The following is a 25355-nucleotide window of genomic DNA, read 5'->3' as shown; positions in this document are numbered from 1 at the left end:
CCGTAAATGGAGCCAGTCCCTTCCGCACGGGGGACAATCCCGAGCGCGACCTGTCTTTCCCGGTCATGCGCCCTTGCTGCCGTTTGCAAACAATCGAAAAGGGTGTTACATTTTTATTGTGAGGTAACTAGTTTTATACTGGTCTTACTGCAGCCGAACAGGCTGTGTAGATGTCCAAGAAGGAGGTCGTTTTTCATGAAAGAGGACATTCGAGGCGTACCCGTTGGTATACTGAGTCGCATTTCGTGGGGAGCCATATTTGCGGGCGCCGTAGTCGCCGTGGTTGTCCAGTTGACGCTGATTACGCTGGGGCTGGCGATAGGCTTTGCGACAATTGATCCCGCATCAGAGCAGAATCCATTCGGCGGCCTGGGCATTGGCAGCGCTATCTGGTGGATCGTCAGTAGTATCATAGCGCTCTTTGCCGGCGGCTGGGTTGCCGGCAGGTTGGCGGGTCTCCAGCGCATTTTTGACGCCGCGCTTCATGGCATTATCACCTGGGGATTGGTGATACTGCTCTCGGCGTACTTCATCACCAGCGCGGTAGGCGCCATTATCGGGGGCGGATTCGGCATGATCGGAAGCGTGCTCTCCGGTTCTGGTCAGGCTGTTACCGCATTGCTGCCGGCGGACGTTTCCGGGGAGATTCAGGAAATCGTGGGAGCCCAGGAGAACCAGCAATTCGCGAGAAATCTGTATTCGGCAGTTGGAGATATGGCGCGAGGCGGCGCAACGCAGCAGGAGCGCGAAAGAGTGGTCGCTCTTCTTGAGCAAAACACCGGTATGTCCAGACAGGAAGCCGAAGACTTTGTCAGGCGTACTGAAACTACGCTTCAGGAAGCGGAGCCCCAGATGCGTCAGGCAGCCGAAAATGTAGCCGGCGGGATCAGCAGAGCCGCATTAGCGTCGTTCATAATGCTCGTTCTCACCGGCGCCGCTGCGGGATTCGGAGGAGTGGTGGGAAGAACAAGAGGACCGGGCGAAAAGATAATTTTTCGCAGAAGGCAGAAAGCCGCCTAGGCGTCGAGGCAGACGTATTGACTGGAGGTGATGAAGAAACCATCGACGACAATTTTCCAGAAAATCAATCCGGCGTCAGCTCGTGATTTCCCGTACGATTCCGGCGGATCAAAATGATATAATGTCGTTATGTCAGTCTGCAAGGAGGTCGCGATGAGGATATCCGCCAATGGAATCAAAATGAATTACGAGTTGTCCGGTTCAGGCGGTTGGATCGTCCTGATTCACGGGTTCAGCGACAATCTTAACATGTGGTACAACCAGGCGCCGGAATTCTCGAAGCGATACCGCGTTCTCACGTACGATGTCAGGGGATTCGGCCGAACTGAAGCAGGGAAGCAGCCGTACTCGATGAGTCTCTTTGCGGACGATCTGTATGAGTTGCTCCGCGCCCTTCAGATCGAATCCGCGTGCGTGCTGGGGTATTCGATGGGCGGGCGCATCGCGCTGGAATTCGCGCTGAAGCACCCGGAGATGACCGAGGGCCTGATATTCGCCAACAGCGGCATTGGCGCGGCGCCGAGTCCCGACATGGAAGAACGGCGAAGCATGATGGCCGGGATTCTCCAGCAGGGCGACAACGATCTCATTTCCGAGATCATGACAAGCGCCTCTTTCTCGCCGGATTTTGGACAGAGGAACCCGCCGGCGTTTCAGAGATACAAGAGCGTAAAACTGCAGAACAATCCATCGGAATATTACGCGATCATGCAGGCGATTGTCGGCGCGATTGACAGCCCCGTCGAATTGAACCGGCTCAGGTGTCCGGTGCTGATTATCGCGGGCGAGCATGACGGATTGATGGACGTGAGTGTTGCGGAATCGATGAACAAAGCCATCGAGAAAGCGGAACTGCATCTGTTGCCCACCGGCCACGCGGCCGCAATCGAGGCGCCGACGCAATTTAACCGGATAGTGCTCGATTTTCTCGCGAAAATTCGCGGTGGAACAAAAGAGTAGCCCGCATCACCAGCCCGGACTCAAGATGCCGGGATGAAATCGGGCGGGCGGACCTCGTGAAACCGTATTGCGTCGGAGGGGCACACGACCGCGCAGAGGCCGCAGCCCGCGCATTTCTCGCTGTCCACGGCCGCCTTTGTCTCGCCCCCCTTCTCCTCCAGCGTGAGGGCGCCGAAATAACAGCGGTCGATGCAGGATTCGCAGCCGATACACGATTCCTCATCGACGACCGCCTGGAATCTTGACGGCGAGACGAATTTCGCGCCCTCTTTCGAGAGGAGCGCCTGCAGTCCGATGCAGCAGTCCGGACAGCAATTGCATATATAGTGGTCGGTGTGCTCGCTGTTCATCGTCACATGGACGAGGCCGGCCTCCTCGGCCGTTCGCATGATCTCCAAAGCCTCGGCCTTTTCGATCTCTCTTCCCGTTCCCCGGGCAATCGCGTAGTCGGCGCCCCGGTTTATCTGAACGCACACCTCGAGCGGCTTCCGGCATTTGCCGTCGACCACGCGGCACGCGCACCTGGTCACCGCGATTCTTCGGGCCGCCTCGATGATCTCCTTAACATTCTCATAATGCAGAATCGCGGTCCTGTCTTCGATTGCGGCGTCAACGGGCACGATCCTCTGCGGAGGATGCGAAAGAAATCCTTCGAACATCTTGGCGGTCGACGCCCATTCCTTTTCCGTCCACTTTTTCCATAAGTCGAGAAATTCCTTCGACGCTTTCGGCCACAGCGCGGTGGCATCATGAAATTGGATTACGTCCCTGCACATCCGATATTTGCCCGAGCCGCTCGACACGATCGCCAGTCCCCGCTGAAACAGCGCGTCCAGAGACTTCTGCACTTCATCCTGTGGCCGGCCTGTGGCCTCGGCTAGTTCGGACGGCGTCGCCGGCAACGCCAGCAGCAGTCTTGCCTCCTCTTCGTCGGCGACCATCCTGAACAGTTGCTTGACGTCGTCGGAATGACCCATCATGATTCTTTCGGCAAGTTCCTGATACACGTTTGTCTCATTCATCGTCCTCATCTCCTCGAAAGGGCTCGCCCGGCGGTGAGCCGGTTGGACCAGCTGCGTCTGTGCTTGGAGAACTCAGTCGCCTCGGGGTTACAGAAGGGCGCGGCGGTTTTGAATTACAGTGATCTCTGTCTCGAAGCGGAGTCGCGGCTCAGATCCTCTGTAATCGATATAAGCTCTGCTTCTTTCCAGCTTTGGCTCAAGTGGTGACAGCACAAAGGCATTGGAATCGACATTGAGCGATTTATCTGCGTTCAGCTTTAACCGCTGCAATCATTGCCTGAATATTTTCGAGCGGCGTTTCCAGCGGCAGTTCGCATCCGGTGGAAAACATGTAATTGGGAACATCGCGCATCGAATCCAGCAGTTGCTTCGTGGCGGCTGCCGCCTGTTCCGGAGTCCCATTAAGCACTGTTCCCACCGGATCCAGGTTGCCGATGATAGCGACATCCTTTGGCACGCGGGAGACAATGGCAGGAAAATCCACAGGCGTGTCCAGGCTGATGCCCTGCACGCCGGTCGCGCACATCTGCTCGATGATGTGCGACGTCTTTCCACAGACGTGAAGGATGACGGGCACCTCAACCGAGTCAACCACCTGCTTCACATACGGGCCGGCAAATTTTTCGTACTGTTTCGGCGAGAGAAGCCCGGCTGTCGGGTCCCCGAGGATTATGGCGTCCACTCCCGCAGAAACCATCGATTGCGCAAACATGATGGAGACATTTGTGCAGAATTGCACGAGCCTTTCGACAAAGGCGGGTTCACGAATGATTTTCCGCGAGACTGATTCGACTCCGCCCAGTATCGCCGCAAGTGAAAAAGGTCCGCCATCGAGAGCTCCGCGGATCAGCGTAAACCGGCTTACCATTTCCGTGATGAGATGAAAGGTGCTGCCCATCCGGCCGAGTTGAACGGGTCCGGATTTCTCAATCCGCTTTAAATCTTCAAGATTGTCGATCACGTGTTTGGTGATCAGGGCCGATCCATCCTCGGGCATCTTCACTGTGCACCCGTAGCTTTCGGCAAAAGCCGAGGTGTCGGGCATACTGCAGAAAGCGAATTCCGTCTCGAGCAGTTTGGTGGCATATGAAAGCGACTGCAGGGCGACATCGGCATTGAGAAGATTATCTTTGAGCCTGGTATTATTCAGCCGCGCCGCCACCACTCCTATCAAGGGGAAAACCATGCGGCGCCCGGCAATCTGCATGATCTCGCAGAGAGTCATCCGATGAAAAGTGTCCAATAGGGAAAGTCCAAGCGGGCGCAAGGCGGGAGTTTGGCCGATCCAGGCAAAGACGTCAATCAGCGGCTCTGCTTCTTCTTTCCTTTCCCTTTGGGCCAGCCACTGCTCGAGCCTTGCGGCTCCCTCTCCGGCAGGATGATGCCGTACCCATTCCTGTACACTGGCGATGATTTGAGCTATATTCCCATTCGGTTCAGATTTTGACCGGGTGCCCATATCGCTTTCTCCTGCTCCGCTATTGATGCAAAGGATTTGCTGAGATTTCCATCGAATGTATCTCAGCCTATCCCAGCACTGCGGAAAAATCAAGATAGATTGACATTTCGAATTTCCCGATTCCAAGGGATTATATGCCGAATATCAGGATATCAGGATATCAGGTATTGGGGCCATGAGAATAGTCTTTGGTGGTGCGGCCGAGGATCTCTTCAATTATCTCTTTGGCCTCGCTAAGTGTAGAGACTACCGCATATGCAAGCGACTGTATCTCCTCGGTCGGTTGGGCGAGGTCCGGTACCATGATCGGTATCATTCCCGCCGCTTTAGCGGCGCGGATGCCGGAAAAGGAATCCTCCAGGACGACGACTGCTCGCGGCTGAGCATCGAGCAATGCTGCTGCTTTCAGGAAAATTTCGGGATGAGGTTTTCCATGTGAGACTTCGTCTCCGGCAACGACTGTCTCGAAGCTCGAAACAAGGTTAGTCAGCTCCAGTTTTCTCATGGTGATATCACGCGCGGTTGAGGTCGCAACTGCATATCTTAACGACTTCATTTTCAGAAAATCCACCAACTCATGAACTCCCGGCTTCACAGGCAATCCATTTCGAGCGATATCCTCATAATAGGTCTCCCTCATTCGGGCCCTGCATTCTTCTACTGGAAAATCATCTCCGAGCAGATTTCTAAGGACCATATTTGAATCCCGCACATTTCGTCCGACTATTCCAAGATATTGCTCATCAGTCAGAACGACGCCGAACTCCTTGAAAGCCATCAACCAAAACCGCTTCGCGATTCGCTCGGTGTCGAGAATAAGGCCATCCAAATCGAAGATCACAGCATCAACTTTTCGACTGCCAGCTTTTCTTGTTTCCGCGGACATAATGCTATGGTATCAGCTGCAGCAAAAGACTTCAATTGGGGACATAGTACGTGGGCGCATGCCCCTCCTCTTCTCCCCCTCGCTGATCTCAGACGCTTCAGAATTTTGAGAGAATATTCAGAAAGATACCTAATCCGAGGCCGTAAACCAGATGCAGGATGGCCGGCGAGAGCAAGGGACGCGTGCCTTGGGGGGTGCCCAGACCGAAAAAGCCCCACCCGTATGCAGGATAAAACGCCGAAGTTTGGGAAAAAAGCGAACGCCCTCTTGACAGGCGGCGGTGGGGGTGGTATAATTCTGATTAATCAGAATGTACTGATTGCACTGATTTAGCTAAAACGGGAGGTGGTCAGGTGAAACGGAAACTGGCGCAAGGATGCTGCGGACCCCAGGCGGCAGAACGAAACGCCGCGTGCTGCAAAGTCGAGGCGCTCATCCCGATCGATGCGCGCGGCCAGATCGTGCTTCCGAAAGACTTGCGCGAGCGGGCCCACATACACCCCGGCGACAAGTTGGCTGTGGTCGCTTTCGAAAATGAAGGCTCTGTCTGCTGTATTGCTTTGGTGAAGGCCGACTCATTCGCGGATACGGTGAAAGGTATGCTCGGCCCGATGATGAACGAAATCATGCAGGAATGAGAGGAGCGCAAAATGAAAGAAGAAGAAATTCGAAAAACGGTGCGGGATCGCTATGCAGGAAGAGTGAAAGAAAGTTCCGGTTCCTGCTGTGCGCCCGCCGCCTCGTGCTGCGGAAGCGCGAGCAAGGCCGAAGTTGTGAGCAAGGCGATCGGGTATACAGACGAGGACCTTTCGTCGGTCCCTGAAGGGGCAAATTTGGGTCTCGGCTGCGGGAATCCGGTTGCGCTGGCCTCTCTCAAGGAGGGGGACGTTGTCCTTGATCTCGGTTCGGGCGCGGGATTCGACTGCTTTCTCGCAGCGAAAAAGGTCGGTTCCGCCGGAAAGGTCATTGGAGTGGACATGACTCCGGAGATGCTCGACAAGGCGCGAAAGAACGCAGCAGAAGACAACTTCGGCAACGTCGAGTTCAGGTTGGGCGAGATCGAGCACCTGCCGGTGGCGGACAACGCGGTGGACGTGATTATCTCCAATTGCGTCATCAACCTTTCCCCGAACAAGCCGCAGGTGTTCAGCGAGACCTTCAGGGTGCTCAAGCCCGGCGGCCGCCTGATGGTATCGGACATCGTTCTGCTCGAGGAGCTTCCGGATTTTGTGAAGGAATCGATCGACGCGTACGTCGGGTGTGTGGCGGGCGCCTCGTTGAAGGAGGACTATCTGCAGGCGATACGGGATGCCGGATTCAAGGACGTTTCGGTTGTGGGCGAGGCGGGTTTCGGAGCCGACCTCCTTCTTGGAGACCCCACTGTAAAGGCCATGGTCGATGCGCTGGGCGCCTCATTCGAGGACGTCCAGAAAGTCGCCAGTGCAGTGGTCAGCGTAAAGGTTCGGGCTGAGAAGCCGTAAGCGGGACCGCTTTGACTATTATGGTTCCCCGTACTATTCACTTTCGAAATCTTGAATTTATGTCCCCTTTTTTTGCAGATGTCACAACTTAAGCCCAATGATCATGGGGGAAGAGCCAGTTACTTATTAAGCCTTCAATCCAGAATCCAAAATCCAAAATTGGTTGTGTCCCGGAGTTTTTTCCCGAGATGAACATGGCCGAAATTGTCTATGACGAATCGACCAGTCTTCGGTACAGGATCTTCGTGAATTGTTTTCTGTATCCGCAGGGAATGAGGAGCTTCGTTTTCCGAAAGATCGATGTGCGTGATGGCGAAAAGATATTGGATGCGGGATGTGGATTCGGCCTTCTGAGCAAAGCGATCGCCGACAAAGCAGCGCGTGAAGGCAGCTCGGAGATAAAGCAGCATGCGTTCGACATATCTCCGCAGATGCTGTCGTTATTCCGCAGCCGCTGTTCTTTTCCAGTCGATATGAGGCAGGGTGACGTCCGGCATCTGTCGTATCCGGACGAATATTTCGATCTGATCCTGACGGCGGCCATGCTCGAGTATGTGCCGAACATCAAAGATGGGTTTGTGTCGCTGGGGCGCACGTTAAAGAGCGGCGGCCGCATGTACGTTTTCATGTCGAGGAAGACCGCGCTCAATAATTTCCTGTTTCGCCCGTTTGGCGATCCGAAGTGTTATTCACCACAAGAACTCGTTGGCGTCGTGAACGAGATCGGCTTTTCCGGCATTCAGCAGGAATATTTCACGCCCGCCTTTTTCTGGCTGAACGCGTGGGGCTTCATCCTCAGAATTATTAAATAACCTCAGAAAATTGACACTCACGCCGGCTTATGCTAGATTCTAACGGATGATTTCGGGGGAATCTGCGTCCGGCAATCGAAATATTCGGCCTTCCCTTTCTACAATGTCATTACTGCTTGTGCATTTGTGGAATTATGGCAAAGATCAGGATAGGCGTAGGACAAATCAAGCCGACACTGGGCAACATCGAGAGAAACCTTGCTATTGTCGAGGAGTACATCGGCAGGGCAAAGGAAAAGGGAGTTCAGATGCTTGTGCTGCCGGAGCTTGGTTTGACCGGCTATCATCTGCGCGACATGGTTCCCGTGGTCGCGATGCACGATCAGCATCGGGTGATTCAAAAGATGCTGAAACACAGTCGCGGGATAACAATCGCTTTCGGTTATGCCGAAGAGAGCGCCGACCACAAGTTCTACAACTCCGCCCTGTACCTGGAGGATGGGAAGATTGTTCATCGGCACCGGAAGGTATATCTGCCGACATATGGAATGTTTGACGAGCTTCGCTACTTTGCATCCGGCGATTCTATCTCCGCTTTCGATACGAAATTCGGACGCACGGGCATCCTGATCTGCGAGGATGTCTGGCACCTCTCGACCGGCTGTATTCTGAGCGCAGACGGCGCGAACATCATGCTTCACCTCGCGACCAGTCCGGCGCGGGGAATGAAAGCAGGTTCGCGCCTCGACATCTATGACATATGGGAGAACCTGAACCGCACCTATGCAAGCGCCTTCTGCTGTTACGTTGTCTTTGCGAACCGCGTGGGCTGCGAGGATGGAGTCACCTTCTGGGGCGGCTCCGAGGTGATCGATCCCGACGGGGAACTGGCGGGAAAGGCGAAGTACCTCGACGAAGAACTGCTCGTAGTAGATATCGACCCTGAGAAGATACGGCGGGCGCAGATGTACACGCCGGTCCGCCGGGATGAAAAGCTCCTGCTGACGCTGCGCGAGCTTCAGCGGATAGCGACCGAGCGGGGGAATCGTGAATGAGTAATCAACTTGCAATCGACCCGGAAATCGTGACCGATATTCTCACCCGTTTCATCAAAGAGGAAGTGACAAAAATAGGGTACAAACACGCGGTAGTGGGCATATCCGGCGGAGTGGACTCTTCGACGTCGGCGTTTCTGGCGGCGCGCGCGCTGGGCAAGGAAAACGTGTGGGGCATCATCATGCCGTACAAAACGAGCAGTCCCGACAGCACGCGCCACGCGAAAGAAGTTGCAGAAATGAGCGGCATACACATCGAGCAGGTTGAAATCACTCCCATGGTCGATGCCTACTTCAAATATATTCCGAACGCCGACAACAGGCGCAAGGGAAACGTCATGGCGCGCCAGCGCATGATCATCCTGTACGATAAATCGGCCGAGCACGATGCGCTCGTGCTTGGGACGAGCAACAAAAGCGAGTTCCTTCTCGGTTACACAACATTGTGGGGCGATATGGCGTCCGCTCTCAATCCGATCGGGGACCTGTATAAGACCCAGGTGCGCCAATTGGCGAAATATCTGGGGGTGCCGGACGAGATCATCGGGAAACCGCCGAGCGCCGACCTGTGGGCCGGCCAGACGGACGAAGCCGAACTCGGTTTCACGTATGCCGAGGTGGACAAGCTGCTCTACCTGCTGGTCGACAAGCGTTTCGCCGTGGCGGAACTTCTCGAGATGGGCTACGAGGAGGATTTCATTCACAGGGTGTTCGAGACAATGCAGCGAACCCAATACAAGCGCCGGCTCCCGATTATTGCAAAGCTGTCCCACCGCACGATCGACAGGGATTTCCGCTATCCGCGCGACTGGGGAGTCTGATCCGCCATTCCAATGACAGTGAATGAGAACCCGAGACATTATTCCGCAGACGGCGGAATACTATTCGTTGTCGGGACCCCGATTGGGAATCTGGAAGACATAACGCTTCGCGCCCTCCGCATCCTCAAAGATGTGAATGTAATCGCCGCCGAAGATACTCGGCACACGCGAAAGCTGCTGTCGCACTACGATATTCACACGCCGCTGGTCTCCTATCACGAGCACAACAAGCGCAGCAGAATCCCGCTGCTCATCTCGCGGCTCGGAGCAGGCGAACGGATCGCGCTGGTGAGCGATGCCGGCATGCCGGGCATTTCCGATCCCGGCCACGAATTGATCGTGGCGGCGCTCGAGGGCGATATCGAGGTGACTGTGGTTCCGGGCGCGAGCGCGCTGATCAGCGCGCTGGTCGTTTCGGGTTTGCCTACAAACGCGTTCACGTTTTCGGGTTTCCCCCCGCGCAAGGCCGGCGAGCGAGCCGATTTCATGCGGCGCGCGCTTGCTTCCGGCTCGACGACGGTCTTCTTCGAGTCGCCGAAGCGGCTGGTGAATGCGCTCGAACTGATCGAGCGGATGGCGCCCGGCCGCAGGATCGCGATTGCGCGCGAATTGACGAAAAAATTCGAGGAGGTCATCCGCGGAGACGCGGCGCAGCTTCTTGCTCATTTCGCCGAGCGCGAGCCTCGCGGCGAATGCGTCGTCATCCTGGAGGGCTCGATGGAACCTGCGGCGGTTTTCGAGGAAGGCCCCCCTCCCAATCCGGCGGCGTTAGTCCATCGGCTGATGCAGGAGAAAAGGCTTTCGAGGAAAGAGGCGATGCGTGAAGTTGCGCGGCGACTGAATCTGTCGCGCAGGGACGTGTATGAGGCGTTGCTGAAAGAAGAAGAAAAGGAATGAACCATGCCAAAGATGTTTGAGCCGGTGCAAATCAAGGGAATGAAAATCCGCAACAGGACGGTCAGGTCCGCCACGTACGAGGGTTTGGGAACGCCGTCGGGCGAGCCGAGCGCGGCGCTGGCCAGGCTGTATTCTGATCTTGCCGACGGCGAGGTCGGCTTGATTATCACAAGCGCGTCTCTCATCGAGCGATTCAAGCTGCCGCTCCCCGATGGCGACGGCCTCCCCTACCCCACCTTTATCGACAACGACGCGGTCATAGCCAAATGGCGGCCGATAGTCGACGATGTTCACAGGCGCGGGGCGCGCATCGCGATGCAGGTCGTTCACCCCGGGCGCCAGGAGAATCCAATGTTGCGAGGAGAGCCGGCAATCGCTCCGTCGGCGGTGGAAGAGAAGGCGTTCGGCAACATGCCGCGCGAGATGACTAAGACCGACATCGACGACGTCGTCGAGAAATTCGCGCAGGCATGCCGAAGAGTGAAAGAGGCCGGCTTTGACGCGGTCCAACTCCACGGCGGGCACGGCTACCTCCTCAGCAACTTCATTTCGCCGTACACCAACCGCCGAACCGATGATTACGGCGGCGACTCGGCGCGCAGGGCGAGAATCATCGTCGATATCGTGCGGCGCGCTCGCGAGCTTGTGGGCGACGAATATCCGGTCATGATCAAGATGAATTGCGAGGATTCGGTCCCGGGCGGCCTGGAGAAAGAGGAGGCGGCGCGCGTGGCGGCGCATATCGCCGCAGGAGGCATCGACTGCATCGAGATTACCGGCGGAATATATGAGGCGCCCGACTCGACCAGCCGCAAGGGCATCAAGAAAGAGTCCGACGAGGCGTATTTTCGGCCGCACGCGGAAACATTGAGACAAGCGGTCGATATTCCCTTGATTCTGGTCGGCGGCTTGAAGACTCCGCGCGTCGTGGAGAGGGCGCTTACCGACGGAATCGCCGATCTGGCCGCGTTTTGCCGGCCTCTCATTCGCGAGCCTCATCTGATAAAGCGATGGAAGAACGGCGACCTGAGCAAGGCGTCGTGCATCTCCTGCAGCAAGTGCGCGGAGAACGTCTTTTCGCAGCCGCTACGGTGCTATGTCGAAGAGGCGCAAAAGAAGCGGCGGGATAAGAATGTTACGACAAGTTGAGCAGGCCAGCCTTAAACATAAGAAGTTGATATATCTGATAGCGATGCATCCGGCGGCTGGGCTCATTAAAAGAGATGAAGCTGATCGGCGCTGAGCGTGTGAATTTTTTCTTTTTTTTGCGGACGGACCGGCGTCATGCAGAGAGAGCGGAAGAACTGGCGTTTCATTTCCGCGGTTGCGGCGGCGACGGTGGCCGGCGAATGGAGGCGCGCCTGAAGCACGATGCCTTCGAGGCATCCGATGAGTCCGACCGCGATCGCTTCGGCATCGAGATCCCGGGCTATCTCCCCATCCTCCTGTCCGCTTCTTATGGTGTCGGCAATCATTTTTACGTATCCTGCGTAGGCAGCGCGGATCGCTTCCTCGAATTCCTTCATTTCCGGCTGGGCGCCGGCCGAAATGAGAAAGAGGTGCATCGAGTAGGGGTTGCTATCCGCGGCGACCATCTCCGCCGTGGCATCGAAGAACTGTGCAAGCTTTTCTGCCGCTCCCCCAACTGATTCCATCTTGTCCATTACCGCCCCGTGCCATTTCTCCTTGATCGTGTCGAGAACGGTAAGGAACAGTTCCTCTTTTCCTCCCTTGAAATACCAGTAGAGCGCGCCCTTCGTGAGGCCGGTCGCTTCTGCGATTTGGGCAATTGAGGTGCCGTGGTATCCGCGTCGCGCGAAGAGGCTGAGAGATGCGTCTATGATGGATTTTTTTGTGCCGGCGTCGTGATTTTCGCTCATTTTGTCCTCTCCGGGGACAGACCATCCAAAGAAGGGAATCGCAAACGGAGTCAGCCCTCATCGCTTATGCTGGTACAGCAACATAACAGATAGGGGATTGCGGTGTCAAGAGGTTGACCGGCAGGGCGCGACCCAACGTTTGGCGGGCATCGAGAAAGTGGGTCTTCGGCAAATTCAAACCAGTTTTTTCCCGCGGGCTTGTTTGATACGCAAGCATCGGCGCAGGCGGCGGATGATGACTTTCTCGATGTTGGATTTCTCTTTATCCGACATGGTTTCCAACTTGATCCGTCCAGCCGACATGCTGCCGTGACCGCCGGCGCGGCCGAGTTTTCCCACGATGCGCTGGACCAGCTTACCGGCGTTGACATCGCAGTCTCGCGTGCGGATGGAAATGAAGATTTGCTCCTGATAATAGCCGCCGACAAGTGCGCAGCAGGTACCCTCGAGGCGGACGAGCATATCGGTCATTTCTGCCACCATATCGGGATTATTGATATCGTCGAGGAAACTGACGACTGCGCCGTTCATAACGATCGCATTCTCGATCGCCTTTTCATATACCCGGAAATACTCCGCGGGGACCTCGGCGTTTTCGATCTGAGACAGGATTTTCAGGTTTGCGCGAGGGTACAGATAAAGGTAGGCTTCCAGATCATACTTGCTGGTCTCGCGGCCGAGGTCGCGCGTATCCGATTTGACTCCGTACAGCAACGCCGTCGCCAGGCGGGCATCCATATCGATATTTTCGGCAATATAATATTGGGTGAGAATGGTGGACGTCGAGCCGATGCTGGTCTGGATATCGTGATAGATTGCCCTTCGCGATTCTGGGCGAACCGGGTGGTGGTCAATTACCACGTCGGGTTCGATCGGCAACCCGAGGAGCCCCGTGTGCGGCTGGCTGTCTACAAGGACGGTCGTATCATACCTGGAGACCTCGATCTCGTCAAGCCTCTTGAGTGGAATATTCAGATGTCGGATCATCGCTTTGTTCTCGGCCCGGCCGACGATGCCGGTGAACCCGATCGTGACGGTGGTTTTCAGTTTCTTCTGAATAAGATCGCGCAGCGCCAACGCGCTCGCGAGCGTGTCCGGATCGGGATTATCATGCGTCATGATAAGAATGTTCTTCTTATCCGAAAGCAGCTTCAGCAGCCGATCGACCTTTTTCGCGGTCGCGCGCAGTTTCCTTTTTTCCATTTTTCGTTCAGCTTCGCTTCCTATCGTCGTTGGTTGTCGCTTTTGGGCCGATATGGGCGGCTTTTCCGAGCGCAAGCGCCTCACCGAGTTCGCGCGCCTGTCGAAGCGCCTCGGGGTGTGCCAGCACGGCGCCTTTCTCATCGATATTATTCAGCAGCAATTCCCCGAAAAAAGTGTAATCGAGCGTGGCAAAGAATGCGCCGATGGTGATGAGGCCGCAGTCAAATATCTTCTCCTTCTTCATCCCGCCGACCTGGATGAAGGCCGCTCGCCGCGTCTCCGGTTTGGGCATACGCCGATGAAGGATGTACTTTCGGGCCCAGATCGCCTGGCATCTATCGACGACCGCCTTCAACTGCGCGGGAAGCCCCATAAAGAAAACCGGAGATGATACGACAAGAAGCTTCATATCACGAAATTTTTCATGCAGCATTTGCATATCGTCTTTGACCACGCATGTGCCGGTCTTTGCGCACCCGCCGCAGTTGAGGCATGGCGATATATTAAGGTCGCATATCCTGATTTTTTCAGCGGACAGTCCCGCCTGTGCCGTTCCCTTGAGGCATGCGTCGAGAAGAATCTCGGAATTTCCGCCCGTGCGCGGACTGGCAGCCAAGCCTAGTACGTCCGTCACGAATATCCTCCTATAGAGCAGACAGAACGGGCAATGTAGTAAGCACAGCAAAGCCGTCGGGGCCCCGTGCCGGCGTCCTTTATGGGGTGACTCGCGGGGTGCGAAGAGGCTCTAGACCGGTGCGTAGCGCGGGCGCTGCAGCGTATGCACCGTGATAACCTCATTCAGCTTTCCCTCAAGCTCGCCGTTCGTTAACAGCCAATCGGCTCCTTCTCGAAACAGGGCTTTCCGTTGAACCACCACAAGGCGTTCCCGCGAGAGATGGTTCTCAAGCAGTTCGAGGAGTACGACGGCATGATCGCCCGAAAGCGATTCATAACACACATTGTCCATCGAAAAGCAGCTGCGGTGCCGGTACGGATACTCCCTATGGCGCTTCTTCACCAGGTCTTCGAGAAAGGAAAGCTTATCTTCCCAATAATCCGCAAACGCGAATATTCCCCCGCGGGCTTCAAATCTTTCACGCTCGGCCCGAGTAAGGCAGGAGAACGCCTGTGGCCAGTTCCGGAGATGGCCGAATATGGAATTATAGAAGCAGCAGACCGTTGCTTCGGGTTCCGCAAAGCGGGTCTCAGGGATCTTCTCATCACTTGGCACGTCCACTTTTCATGCTCCTTTCAATGAGCCTGCAAACAATTCCATTATACAAAGAATCGTGGCAGTAAAGCAAAAAGGGCATGGAGGATGACACATCGTTTTTCTCTGAGGGCGGCATCCGGATCGGAGTAACATCCCCCATTTCAGGATATCGCAAAAAACGGGAACCTCCTTTCTTGACCGTATTTGTTTAACTGTGTCTACCGTGACCCGAATGTTCTCTCGGGAAATGAGTGTTGCCGAGCGCCGATGATGAGATAATCCGAGGGTAAGGCAGGTCGCCGAGTCACCGGCCTGATGCCCTCTCACCCCGCCCCTCACTCGATGCGAGGGAAAATACGATGAGAATTGCCCGGATAAATCGAAAAAACTATAGCATCACCTGGGTCTGCATGCTACTTGAATGAAATGTTTTCGATCAAGCGGGACCGTAAATGAGAAATTCAATGGCGGCTGATGGAACCGAGGTAGTCGCAGATAACGGCGGATTCCGCTATTACTCTGTCCCCATCTACAATGACCGGGACAACGGCTTTGCCGGTGAGCCGCTCGACCTCGGCCCAGCGCGATGGATGAAAGCCGACCCAGACCTTTTCGCACGGGATATCCAGTTGCTTCAACTTCCTTCTCACTTTAAAGCAATAGGGGCACAACCACATATGGTAGAGCTTCATCATGTCTGGTCGAGCTCCACGACCTGTCCATCGTAGGAGAGCCTGATGTGAGCAGGCAGCGCGGCCTCGATCTCCCCATGATCGAGATCGTGGCTGAGGTGAGTCAGGAGCGCGCGCTCGGGGGCCAGCTTCTCAATCGCGCCGACGGCTTCCTCGAGGCTGAAGTGGGTTGGGTGCGGAGCCCTGCGGAGCGCATCCATAATGAGCAGGCGCAATCCATGCAGGCGCTCCAGCGATTCCGGGGGAATGAAGTTGCAGTCGGTCAGATAAGCGGCGTCATTGAATCTGAATCCGAGCACCGGCGAGCGGCCATGCATGAGCGGGATCGGCGTCACCCGGATTTCGTCCATCTGGAGCGTTTCCGGCATGCGCTTGAGGGTGACGTGCGGGATCGAGCCCCAGCCGTACTCGTGCTCGAACGCATAAAAGAAGACGCGCTTGAGACGCTCGATGGTTGGATCGTTCGCATAACATGTTATCGAACCCTGCGCCACCCAATTGAACACTCTCACATCGTCCAGTCCGTGGATGTGATCGGCATGATAATGGGTGAACAGGATCATTTCCACCGATTTGATTTTATTGCGCACTGCCTGAAGGCGCAATTCGGTTGCGGTGTCAACCAGAATATTTCTTCCGGAAGCCGACTGAACGCAGATCGAGGCTCGCGTGCGTTGATTGCGGGGATCGGACGAGGTGCACACTTTGCACGTGCATCCGATCACCGGCACCCCAAGAGAAGTGCCCGAGCCCATGATGATGATTTTCACGGAATCAGCTCCAGAGAGGCCAACTCATCCGGGCAGAAGGCGGCGCCGGCATTGAAAGACACGGCGCAAGAAGGCGCACGCCGCTCAATCCTCGAATAGTGCCCGCACAAACTCATCAGGGTGGAAGGGCTTGAGATCGTCAAGCGACTCGCCGACGCCAATATATTTGACGGGGATTCCGAACTCCTGGTGGATCGCGACGACAATGCCTCCCTTCGCGGTGCCGTCCAGCTTTGTCAATACAATGCCGGTCACCCCGAGCGCCTGGGTGAACAGGCGAGCCTGCGACAGGGCGTTTTGCCCGGTGGTGGCATCCAGCACCATCAGTACCTCATGCGGAGCGGTTGGGTCGAGCTTCCCCAGCACCCGCTTGATCTTTTTCAACTCCTCCATCAGGTTGACCTTCGTGTGGAGACGGCCCGCGGTATCAATAATCAGATAATCGATCTTCCGCGCTTTCGCGGCGGAGAGAGCATCGTATGCGACGGCGGCCGGATCGGCGCCCGATTTATGTTTGACGATGTCGGCGTTGGCCCGCTGCGCCCAGATCTCGAGTTGCTCGATGGCGGCGGCGCGGAACGTATCGGACGCGGCAACCATGACTTTCTTATTTCGTTGGGAATACTGGTACGCCAGTTTCCCGATCGTGGTGGTCTTGCCGACGCCGTTCACGCCGATCATGAGGACGGCTCTCGGGCCCGCCGTCTCCGGTTCGATGGCAGGCGGCTCTTCCGGACGGACCATGAGCGCAATCAATTCCTCCTCGAGAACGGAATAAAGTTGCTGCGAATCAGCCAATTTATTCCTTTTCACGCGCTCCCGCAGTTTTTCCAGCAGTTGTTCCGTAGTTTTCATTCCCATGTCCGCCTGGATGAGAGTCGCCTCGAGTTCCTCGAAGAGTTCTTCGCTGATCTTTCCACTGCGAAAGACGGTGCGCACGCGCACCGCAAAATCTTCGCGCGTCTTCGTCAGGCGCTCGCGCAGCCGGGCAATGATTCCGATCTTATTTTTTTCGCTGCTTTTTTCGTTCGATTTATCTTTACTTTTTTCGCCAATTCCAAACATGATGAAATCCTTCGCCGAAAACGGGGCGTCATCAATCTGTCCAGCGGTCGCGATGGGGACTGTTTCCCTGCGACGGGGACTGACTCCGTTTACGGAATTCACGTCTTTTTTGAATTCGTAGAATGGTGTCTGTCCCCAGAGCAAGAACGAGCCGCTCAAAGGCCGGACAGTCTCCTCGTGTTCGCCTGCACACTTGTTCCCCAACAAAGAGATTTTGAAAAAAAGAGCGGGACGTTAACATCCCGCTGGTGGGAACAACCGTATTATATCACGTGGCGGCGGTCGGCTCAAGGAACTCGAAGGCTGCGGGTTGGGGCTTCTTCAGTTTGACCGAGACGATCTGGCTGACGCCGCGCTCTTCCATGGTTATTCCGTAGAGCACGTCGGCCAGTTCCATCGAGCGCTTATTGTGGGTGACCAGAATGAACTGAACATTTTCGGAGAACAGCTTCACCAGGCGCGCGAAGCGCAGGATGTTGCTGTCATCGAGCGGGGCATCCACTTCATCAAGAAGGCAGAACGGGCTCGGCTTGGTCCTGAAGATGGCGAAAAGAAGGGCGATCGCGGTAAGCGCTTTTTCGCCGCCGGAGAGAACAGAGATGTTTTGCGGTTTTTTCCCCGGCGGGTGCACGCTGATCTCGATGCCGCTCTCGAGCGGAGCCGATGGATCGAGGAGCGAGACGCTGGCGCGGCCTCCGCCGAAGAGGTGGCGGAAGATATCATAGAAATGCACCTGAATCTGCTCGAAGGTCTGAACGAACATTTCCTGTGTCGTTTCGTTGATCTTCTTGATGATACCGAGGAGCGACTCCTTGGCCTTGCGCAGGTCCGTTTCCTGTTGAATGAGAAAATCGTACCGGTGCTGAAATTCTTCGAACTCCTCGATCGCTATCAGATTGACCGGCCCCATCGATTCGATTTTTGTCCGCAGCCGCAGGGCCTCCTCCGAGGCGGCCTGCTCGTCGAATCCTTCTTCGACCTGTATCTCCTGTGCGACTTCGGAGATCGAGAGGCGGTAATCATTGATCGTTTTTTCTTTCACGTGCGAAATCTTTTCGCCGATCTGAGCGAGATTGATTTCGGCCTGATGGTGCTGATCTCCGAGTTCCTGGGATACGTGCCGGGTGTGGCGGAGCATATTCTCCAGTTCACCCAGTTCATTTTGGACCTGGGTCTTCTGTTCCTCGAGCTGAACCACTTCCGCATCCAGCAGGCGCTTCTGCTCGAATACGCGCTGGATTTCCGAGCGAACCAGATCGATCTCTTCGCTGTGCCGCCTGCTCGCTTCGCGGGCCCGATCGAGCTGATTCCGTTTCTCCTCTATCTTTCGGTCGGCCTCCGCGATCTCGTTTTTGAGCCGGGCGAGTTCCTGTCGCAGCGCCTGGCATTTCAGGTTCAGCTCCGAGACGGACACCTTGAAATCGGTTATTCCGGCGGTTAGCTGTTCTTTTTGTACTTTCAATTCGGCAAGCAAGGAACCGGTACTGCTGAGTGTTTCGTTGAGCTGGGCCTCCGCAAGATGAGCTTGCTCGATCTGTTGCAGAGTCTCCCGGCGCCGCTGTTCAATAACCACCAACTCTTCCGCCGCATACGCGTGCTCCTTATCCAGCACGTCGCGCTCCCGCTCCATGCGGGTAAGTGTTTCGGTTACTTGCTGCTCGTCGCCCTCGGCTTTGGCAAGTTCGATTCCGCGTGAGTTGGTCGTCGAATGCAGATCCTGCAGAAGCTTGCGCTGATTTTCCAGTTCCTGTTTCAGGCGGGAAATCTTTTGGATGCCGGCCTCGGCTTCGGCCGTCAGGCGCGCAATCGATTCATTCAATTCATCGATTTCATTTTTTCTTCCCAGGAGTCCCCGCCCCTGGCCGTGAGCGCCCGAACTGATGATACCAAGACGCGAAACCGCATCACCCTCGATCGTCACCAGGTTCATATTATGAAATTCGCCGTTTTTGGAAGAGCCGTTCCCCGGCTTATGTGCGGGTTCGCGAGATGAGGCTACCGCGAGCGCGCGCTCGATCGAGGTAAGAACGAGTGTTCGGCGCAGGAGTATCTCGGCCAACGGGCGCAGTCGCTCCTGGCACGTCACCAGATTCGCCGCCCAATCGATGATTTCATCGTCCTCAGCCAGCGGTTCCCGCACGTGGCCATTTGTTTTGAAGAGCGACAACGGGATGAAGCTCGCGCGGCCGGACTTGGTCTCATCGAGGAGTTCGGCGCATCGACGCGCGGCCTGGACATCTTCCACCACGATGTGCTGAAGCCTGTGTCCAAGGGCGGCCTCCAAAGCCGCTTCATGTTCGCGCTGGCTGTGAAACAGCTCGGCAACCGTTCCGAGAACGCCTTCTGCGCGAGGTTCCGCCTGCTGTTTGGCGCGCATGACGGCGCGCACGCCGTCTTCGTACCCCTCGAACCTGTCGCGCAATTCCTCGATGGAAGCCAGCTTCGAGCGCGCGGCGCTCAGAGAATCGCGGACGAGATCGTGCGAGAGGATGGATTGTTCCAGTTCTTGTTCCTTCGAGGCGATTTCGCCGGTCAGAGAGTCTATATTCGAGCTGAGCGAGGCCAGGGCGGCGCGGAGGGAGTTGGAAAGGTTCCTGGTCTCGCTCAGTCGAAGGCGACACTGGTGCAGGTTCTGTTCGACCTGGCTTTTCTGTTCGTTCGTCCTGCTCTTTCTCTTTTCGAGTTCTTGAAGGTTGCTCTCGGCGCCTCGCAGTTCGTTTTGCAGGTTCACCTTGCGATTGAGTTTTTCGACGGAGAGCGAGCGCATCTTTTCGAGGCGGCGCTCGCAGTCGGCAAGTTGTTCATTCAACGCGGCGAGCTGTGTCTCTTTTTCATCAAGAAGATCCTTCGCGTTCGCCGCCTCCTGCAGCACTGCGGATTCTTGTTCGCTTGCGACGCGGGAGGAATCGGCATGAGCAACTTTCAAGGCCTCGAGTTCTTCTATTTCGAGCACGCTTCGTTTTTCCAAATCTGCAAGAGCGGAGATCTTCTCGCGCAAGAGGGCAACCTGATTTTCCAGGCGATCGATTGCGCTCTGATGTTCGCGCGCTTGCCCCTGCTTGGATGAAAACGTTTTCTCGATCTCGTGCAATTTCAACCGGGTCGCTTCGATTTTTGCCTCTTCGGCGGCTTGCTTGCTGGCAATTTCCGAGAGTTGCTCGTTCAGATTATTCGCTTTATTCAACAGCTCGCTTCGTTCATGGTCAAGCTGTCGGTATTTGACAAGAGCCAGTCGCAATTCGAGTGCGCGCAGTTCGTCGCGCGACTGGCGATATCGCTGTGCGGCGTTGGCCTGTCGTTTCAGCGAATTGATCTGGCGGCGCACCTCGATGATGGTGTCCTGCAGGCGCAAAAGATTAGCATCCGCCCGTTCCAGTTTCCGCAGGGCGGTGTCCTTGCGGCTCTTATACTTGATAATTCCGGCCGCGTCCTCGAAGATGTATCGGCGTTCCTCGGGTTTGGAGCTGAGAACAAGATCGATCCGACCCTGTTCAATAAGAGAATAGGAATCGGCGCCGATGCCGGTTCCCATGAACAATTCGACAACGTCTTTTCTCCGGCAGGGCAACTTGTTGATGTAATATTCGCTCTCTCCCGAGCGGAACAAGCGCCGGGTGACGCTGACTTCCGTATAATCCAGCGGCAGTTTCCCGTCGGAATTATCGATAATGAGCGACACCTCGGCCATCCCGAGCGGATGCCGGTCGTCGCTCCCGTTGAAAATGACATCCTCCATGTGCTGCCCGCGGAGGATGCGCATCTTCTGCTCGCCGAGGACCCAGCGGACGGCGTCGCCGATATTGCTTTTGCCGCACCCGTTCGGGCCAACCACCGCCGAGACTCCAGGTTCGAGTTGCAGAGTGGTTTTCTGCGCGAAAGACTTGAACCCAAATAGTTCAAGCTGTTTAAAGTACATAAGTTACGTCTCCAGAATGACGGAAGCGCCGCAAGAGACTTGGGACCGATGGAATTTTAGGGATAGTATAACCTCAGTTGCTTATTTTGTCAAGCAAAAAATACAATATATAGTATTGAAGACAATTTTAGGCCTATATTTAGTAGAAGATCCCGTTTGCCTTAGGGTTATAATCGGTGGGCGCCTCCTGTTTTGAGAAAATAAGGCGCCGGCGCGAGAAACGCCGGCGCTTTCTCTGAATCGGGCTCTTGAGCGATGGGGACTGTCCCAGGATAAAATTCGCCTGCTCGCTGAGCGAAGCGCCCAAGCTGACCGCGCGCCTCGCTTGGGAAGTCACGTCTCGCGTGATCCCGCGTCCCCGCGGGATAGATGCGGGACTGTCAATCTGTCCGCCGATAGCGATGGGGACTGGCCGAAGCGAAGGGGACTGGCTCCATTTACGGAATTCATGCCTTTTTGAATTCGTAGATACGGGTCTGCGACCCTGGTGCCTGTCCCCGAAGCAACAACCACTCAATCAATCGTCGGACAGATTCACTGTCCCCATCGCAACGAAGCGCGCGAATCAACTGTAGACAGTCTCTACTTAGTCGCTTCTCCCGATTGAATGGCAATCTTTCTCAGTTTATTTTTTTCGGATTTCGGCAGTGAAACCTCCAGGACGCCGTCTTTGAATGTGGCAGCCAGTTTATCCGAGGAGATTTCCGCCGGAATGTGAATGTACCGGTGGAATTCGCCGGTGAATCGTTCCCTCGACCGGTAGCTCGCGCCCTCCTTCATTTCCTCTTCTTTCCGAACTCCTGTGATTGAGAGGATATGGCCGTCGAACGAGATGTTTATGTCATCTTTGCTCAAGCCGGGCAAATCCATCTTTACGAAGACGGTATCATTGTCTTCGAGCATGTCGACTGCCGGATGCCACGCTCCGCCGTTCTGGAAGAAATCCGGCACATCCAGCATTCTTCCGCCGTAGAGGTCGGCAAGCTCCAGCAAATCAGCAACTGGGTTCCATCTTTGGGTCCTTCCTGAATATCTGTTAAGAGCCATCTAACCCACCTTCCTTTCGTTCCTTGCCTTCTCGTTGTGCATAAGGAGTGCCAACTTTCAGGTCCATACAGGACCTGCTGTATTCTCTTGTTTTCCAAGGACATACGAGATAGATGGGAGAACGAGGACGATGACGCAGTGGCCCGGCCCGGCACCGACTGATTGAAATTAAGACACTTGCAGTCTTCTTTCGCTCGCTTTTGAAACTTCGGGTTATAGCTTATGGCAACTGAAAACCAATAGGTCATATTTGTAGAAAAGAGAGGAGCCGGAAAATGGAGTTATGGCCCGGAAAACCATATCCGCTTGGCGCCACCGTTGACGAGAGTGGTACCAACTTTGCGCTTTTCTCCACTAATGCCGAGAGGGTGGATTTATGCCTCTTTGATAAGGCATTCGAGGCGAGCGAGTCAGAGCGCGTACAACTGACAGGCTATACCGACCGCATTTGGCATGGCTATATTCCCGGCATAAAACCGGGACAGCTTTATGGATACCGCGTGCATGGCGCTTACAATCCGGCAGAGGGAAACCGATTCAACCCGGCGAAACTTCTGCTCGATCCGTATGCGCGGGCCATCGCCGGAAGGATAAATTGGGACGATTCCTTGTTCGGCTATCACTTAGGGCACGAGTCGGAAGATTTTGCGAAAGCCGATGGAGACAGCGCGCCGTTCCTTCCCAAATGTGTTGTGGTCGATCCCGAGTTCGACTGGGAGGGAGATGTGCAGCCCCGGATACCTTGGCACCGGACGATCATTTATGAAGCGCACGTGAGGGGCTTTACGATGCGGCATCCGGACGTTCCGGCTGAAATGCGTGGGACATACGCCGGTTTGGCGCATCCGGCGATCGTGGAATATCTCCGTGGCCTGGGGATAACGGCGATCGAGTTATTGCCGGTTCACCAGTTCATTGCCGACAAGCATCTGGTGGACAAGGGGCTGACCAACTACTGGGGCTACAATTCGATCGGTTTCTTCGCACCGGACGCCTGCTATTCGAGCGCGGGGAACCTCGGCCAGCAAGTAACTGAATTCAAAAACATGGTCAAGATGCTGCATCGCGGCGGGATCGAGGTGATCCTCGATGTTGTCTACAACCACACGGGCGAGGGGAACCATCTCGGGCCGACGCTGTCGTTTCGGGGAATCGACAACAGCAGTTATTACAATCTGGTCGCTAATGACAGGCGCTACTACATGGATTTCAGCGGATGCGGCAATTCGCCCAACATGATGAATTCGGAAGTACTGCGGCTCATCATGGACAGCCTCCGCTATTGGGTGACCGAGATGCACGTGGACGGATTCAGGTTCGATCTGGCTTCGGTCCTGGCGCGCGAACTGCATGAGGTGGATCGACTGGGCGCCTTCTTCGACATCATTCATCAGGACCCGATCCTCTCACAGGTGAAACTGATAGCCGAGCCGTGGGACCTCGGGCCCGGCGGGTATCAGGTCGGCAACTTTCCGGTGCTCTGGGTTGAATGGAACGGAAAATATCGGGATAATGTCCGGCGGTTCTGGCGCAGCGATCCGGGGCAGGTGCAGGAATTGGCCTACCGGCTGACCGGCAGCAGCGATCTGTATGAGCACGGCGGGCGGCGCCCATATGCGAGCATCAACTTCATAACCGCACATGACGGCTTCACGCTGAACGATCTTGTCAGTTACAACGAAAAGCACAACGAGGCGAACAAGGAAGACAATCGGGACGGAACCAACGAGAACCTGAGTTGGAACTGCGGCGAGGAGGGGCTGACCGAGAATCAGGGTATCGTCGCTTTGCGAGAGCGCCAAAAGCGCAATTTCATGGCGACGCTGATGCTCTCACAAGGGGTGCCGATGCTGCTTGCGGGCAATGAAATCAGCCGAACGCAAATGGGCAACAATAACACATACTGCCAGGATAATGAGTTGTCTTGGATCAACTGGGAATTGACCGCGGCCCAGCGGGAACTGCTGGATTTCACGCGCCTGCTGACCCGTCTTTTCCACGAGCATCCGGTCTTCAGGCGTCGTCATTTCTTCCAGGGGCGCCAGATCAGGGGCTCCGAAGTAAACGACCTGACGTGGTTCAAGCCCGATGGCACAGAGATGAACGAGCAGGATTGGAGTAATCCGAACTGCCGGTGTTTGGGGATTCGCCTTTCCGGAGACGCCATCGAGGAAACGGATGAGCAGGGAAACCGGATTATCGACCACACCTTTCTCTGGCTTCTGAACGCGGACCACTCGCCAATCTCGTTTATCCTTCCCGCGTGCCGCGAAGACATCAATTGGGAATTGGTGCTTGATACCCGGGAGATGCCGGGAAAATCCTTCGAGGCGCCCGGTTTTACCCCGTATCAATTGGAAGCTCTCTCGATGGCCCTCTTTCGCAGGGAATCGGACCTGGAGGGCAAAACAGCCAAGCGACGGGCGGCGCGGCCCAAAGGCGCCAAACCGGCTAAAACCCATCGTTCCAAAGCGAAGAGAGCGTCGAGGAAATAAGCCGGGCGGTAGAATCTCAAAGGAGCTGCGCGGTTCACACCTGACGGGCCAGAAGCTCGAAATCCTTCAGGAAATCGTCCCTCCGTTTCTTGAATCGACGGGCGGCCGCCGGGTGGAACGTGGCGAGGATGCGGTATTGATCGCGCTCGATCATCTTTCCCCTGATTCCCGAAATCGATTTCTCCCCCAGCACCGTTTCAGCGGCGACTCCGCCAAGCAGGCAAATCAGGCGCGGCCGCACCAACTGCAACTGGGATTGGAGATATGGATTACAGGCCTCGATGCTGACCGGCTTCGGCTTCCTCCCATTCACCGGAAGGCATTTGACGCTCGACGTGATAAAGACATCATCTCGCCGCAGGCCGATCCGCTCGAGCGCTTCATTTAAAAACTGGCCCGAATAGCCGATGAACGGGCGGCCGGTCGCGTCTTCTTTTTTTCCCGGACCTTCCCCGATGAACATCACCTTCGGGTCAAGCGGGCCTTCTCCGGGAACCGCATTCTGCCTGGTTTTCCAGAGGTAACACAACCGGCACACGCGCACCCGGGCATGCACCTCTTCAAGCTGTTCCAGGCGTTGTTGTAATGAAGGATTCATACGTAATCAACACAAATTATAAATATGGATTCCGCTGCAGAACCCCCCTTTGGTAGGGCCGAATTCATTCGGCCAGTCTTGAATGTGCGAATAAATTCGCACCTACCATAGCGCGGTTGAACC

23 protein-coding genes are annotated in these 25355 nt (G+C 55.7%); 10 read left to right on the top strand and 13 right to left on the bottom strand.

The genetic code is table 11. From position 1 onward, the window contains the following. Positions 1-195 precede the first annotated feature (195 nt). Both C4520_04405 and C4520_04400 read left to right on the top strand, forming a co-directional pair. A complete protein-coding gene (locus C4520_04405; GenBank protein RJP24249.1) occupies positions 196-1020 on the top strand; it encodes a hypothetical protein in 825 nt (274 codons plus the stop codon). Between the two features lie 129 nt (positions 1021-1149). Beyond that, a complete protein-coding gene (locus C4520_04400) occupies positions 1150-1980 on the top strand; it encodes an alpha/beta hydrolase (protein RJP24248.1) in 831 nt (276 codons plus the stop codon). A gap of 20 nt (positions 1981-2000) precedes the next feature. Here the strand turns inward: C4520_04400 and C4520_04395 are convergent, their stop codons facing one another. The 3 genes from C4520_04395 to C4520_04385 all read right to left on the bottom strand — a co-directional run bounded on the left by C4520_04395 (position 2001) and on the right by C4520_04385 (position 5347). Then, entirely contained in the window at positions 2001-3011 is a 1011-nt protein-coding gene (locus tag C4520_04395; protein ID RJP24247.1) for a 4Fe-4S dicluster domain-containing protein, read from the bottom strand. A gap of 232 nt (positions 3012-3243) precedes the next feature. Next, complete coding sequence (locus tag C4520_04390) at positions 3244-4461, bottom strand: hypothetical protein (GenBank protein RJP24246.1); 1218 nt, start codon at positions 4459-4461, stop codon at positions 3244-3246. A gap of 160 nt (positions 4462-4621) precedes the next feature. Next, positions 4622-5347: an HAD family phosphatase gene (locus tag C4520_04385; protein RJP24245.1), complete on the bottom strand. Its 726-nt coding sequence runs from the start codon at positions 5345-5347 to the stop codon at positions 4622-4624. A gap of 365 nt (positions 5348-5712) precedes the next feature. On the opposite strand from C4520_04385, the gene C4520_04380 reads away from it, so the two are divergent. The 7 genes from C4520_04380 to C4520_04350 all read left to right on the top strand — a co-directional run bounded on the left by C4520_04380 (position 5713) and on the right by C4520_04350 (position 11502). Beyond that, entirely contained in the window at positions 5713-5985 is a 273-nt protein-coding gene (locus C4520_04380) for an AbrB/MazE/SpoVT family DNA-binding domain-containing protein (protein ID RJP24269.1), read from the top strand. 12 nt (positions 5986-5997) lie between these two features. Next, complete coding sequence (locus C4520_04375) at positions 5998-6828, top strand: methyltransferase domain-containing protein (protein ID RJP24244.1); 831 nt, start codon at positions 5998-6000, stop codon at positions 6826-6828. Positions 6829-7016: 188 nt separating this feature from the next. Continuing rightward, entirely contained in the window at positions 7017-7640 is a 624-nt protein-coding gene (locus tag C4520_04370; GenBank protein ID RJP24243.1) for a methyltransferase domain-containing protein, read from the top strand. A 134-nt stretch (positions 7641-7774) separates the two neighbouring features. Further along, the gene (locus tag C4520_04365; protein RJP24242.1) at positions 7775-8635 is read left to right on the top strand and encodes a hypothetical protein; all 861 of its coding nucleotides are present in this window, start codon (positions 7775-7777) and stop codon (positions 8633-8635) included. Next, positions 8632-9456, top strand: coding sequence for an NAD+ synthase (locus tag C4520_04360; protein ID RJP24241.1), 825 nt, complete (start codon positions 8632-8634; stop codon positions 9454-9456). The genes C4520_04365 and C4520_04360 overlap by 4 nt, the downstream gene beginning before the upstream one ends. Positions 9457-9468: 12 nt before the next feature. Beyond that, on the top strand, positions 9469-10353 hold the full coding sequence (gene rsmI, locus C4520_04355; protein RJP24240.1) for a 16S rRNA (cytidine(1402)-2'-O)-methyltransferase: 885 nt from the start codon (positions 9469-9471) through the stop codon (positions 10351-10353). A 3-nt stretch (positions 10354-10356) separates the two neighbouring features. Further along, positions 10357-11502, top strand: a complete 1146-nt coding sequence (locus C4520_04350) for an NADH:flavin oxidoreductase (GenBank protein ID RJP24239.1) — start codon at positions 10357-10359, stop codon at positions 11500-11502. Positions 11503-11567: 65 nt separating this feature from the next. On the opposite strand, the gene C4520_04345 is transcribed toward C4520_04350, so the two are convergent. From C4520_04345 to C4520_04305, 9 genes are all read right to left on the bottom strand, one after another. Further along, on the bottom strand, positions 11568-12233 hold the full coding sequence (locus C4520_04345) for a TetR/AcrR family transcriptional regulator (protein RJP24238.1): 666 nt from the start codon (positions 12231-12233) through the stop codon (positions 11568-11570). A gap of 174 nt (positions 12234-12407) precedes the next feature. Continuing rightward, positions 12408-13577 carry a hypothetical protein gene (locus C4520_04340; GenBank protein RJP24237.1) on the bottom strand — a complete coding sequence of 390 codons (1170 nt, stop codon included), beginning with the start codon at positions 13575-13577 and terminating at the stop codon, positions 12408-12410. Beyond that, a complete protein-coding gene (locus C4520_04335) occupies positions 13444-14121 on the bottom strand; it encodes a flavodoxin family protein (GenBank protein RJP24236.1) in 678 nt (225 codons plus the stop codon). The genes C4520_04340 and C4520_04335 overlap by 134 nt, the downstream gene beginning before the upstream one ends. Before the next feature lie 60 nt (positions 14122-14181). Next, entirely contained in the window at positions 14182-14673 is a 492-nt protein-coding gene (locus tag C4520_04330) for a hypothetical protein (GenBank protein RJP24235.1), read from the bottom strand. Between the two features lie 437 nt (positions 14674-15110). After that, positions 15111-15344: a hypothetical protein gene (locus C4520_04325; GenBank protein ID RJP24234.1), complete on the bottom strand. Its 234-nt coding sequence runs from the start codon at positions 15342-15344 to the stop codon at positions 15111-15113. After that, on the bottom strand, positions 15341-16111 hold the full coding sequence (locus tag C4520_04320) for an MBL fold metallo-hydrolase (protein ID RJP24233.1): 771 nt from the start codon (positions 16109-16111) through the stop codon (positions 15341-15343). The genes C4520_04325 and C4520_04320 overlap by 4 nt, the downstream gene beginning before the upstream one ends. An 84-nt stretch (positions 16112-16195) precedes the next feature. Then, entirely contained in the window at positions 16196-17176 is a 981-nt protein-coding gene (ftsY, locus tag C4520_04315) for a signal recognition particle-docking protein FtsY (protein RJP24268.1), read from the bottom strand. 268 nt (positions 17177-17444) lie between these two features. Further along, positions 17445-21092 carry a chromosome segregation protein SMC gene (gene smc / locus C4520_04310; protein ID RJP24232.1) on the bottom strand — a complete coding sequence of 1216 codons (3648 nt, stop codon included), beginning with the start codon at positions 21090-21092 and terminating at the stop codon, positions 17445-17447. Between the two features lie 582 nt (positions 21093-21674). Next, positions 21675-22139 (bottom strand): Hsp20/alpha crystallin family protein, encoded by a 465-nt coding sequence (locus C4520_04305; protein RJP24231.1) that lies wholly within the window; start codon positions 22137-22139, stop codon positions 21675-21677. Between the two features lie 275 nt (positions 22140-22414). Between C4520_04305 and glgX the strand changes: the two genes are divergently transcribed. Further along, positions 22415-24634: a glycogen debranching enzyme GlgX gene (gene glgX / locus C4520_04300; protein ID RJP24230.1), complete on the top strand. Its 2220-nt coding sequence runs from the start codon at positions 22415-22417 to the stop codon at positions 24632-24634. A gap of 34 nt (positions 24635-24668) precedes the next feature. Here glgX and C4520_04295 read toward each other — a convergent pair whose 3' ends face one another. Next, positions 24669-25232 carry a uracil-DNA glycosylase gene (locus C4520_04295; protein RJP24229.1) on the bottom strand — a complete coding sequence of 188 codons (564 nt, stop codon included), beginning with the start codon at positions 25230-25232 and terminating at the stop codon, positions 24669-24671. Positions 25233-25355: the final 123 nt, after the last annotated feature.

It is taken from the genome of Candidatus Abyssobacteria bacterium SURF_5 (assembly GCA_003598085.1).
Lineage (GTDB): Bacteria > Abyssobacteria > SURF-5 > SURF-5 > SURF-5 > SURF-5.
This window is presented reverse-complemented; position numbering and strand designations above follow the sequence as displayed.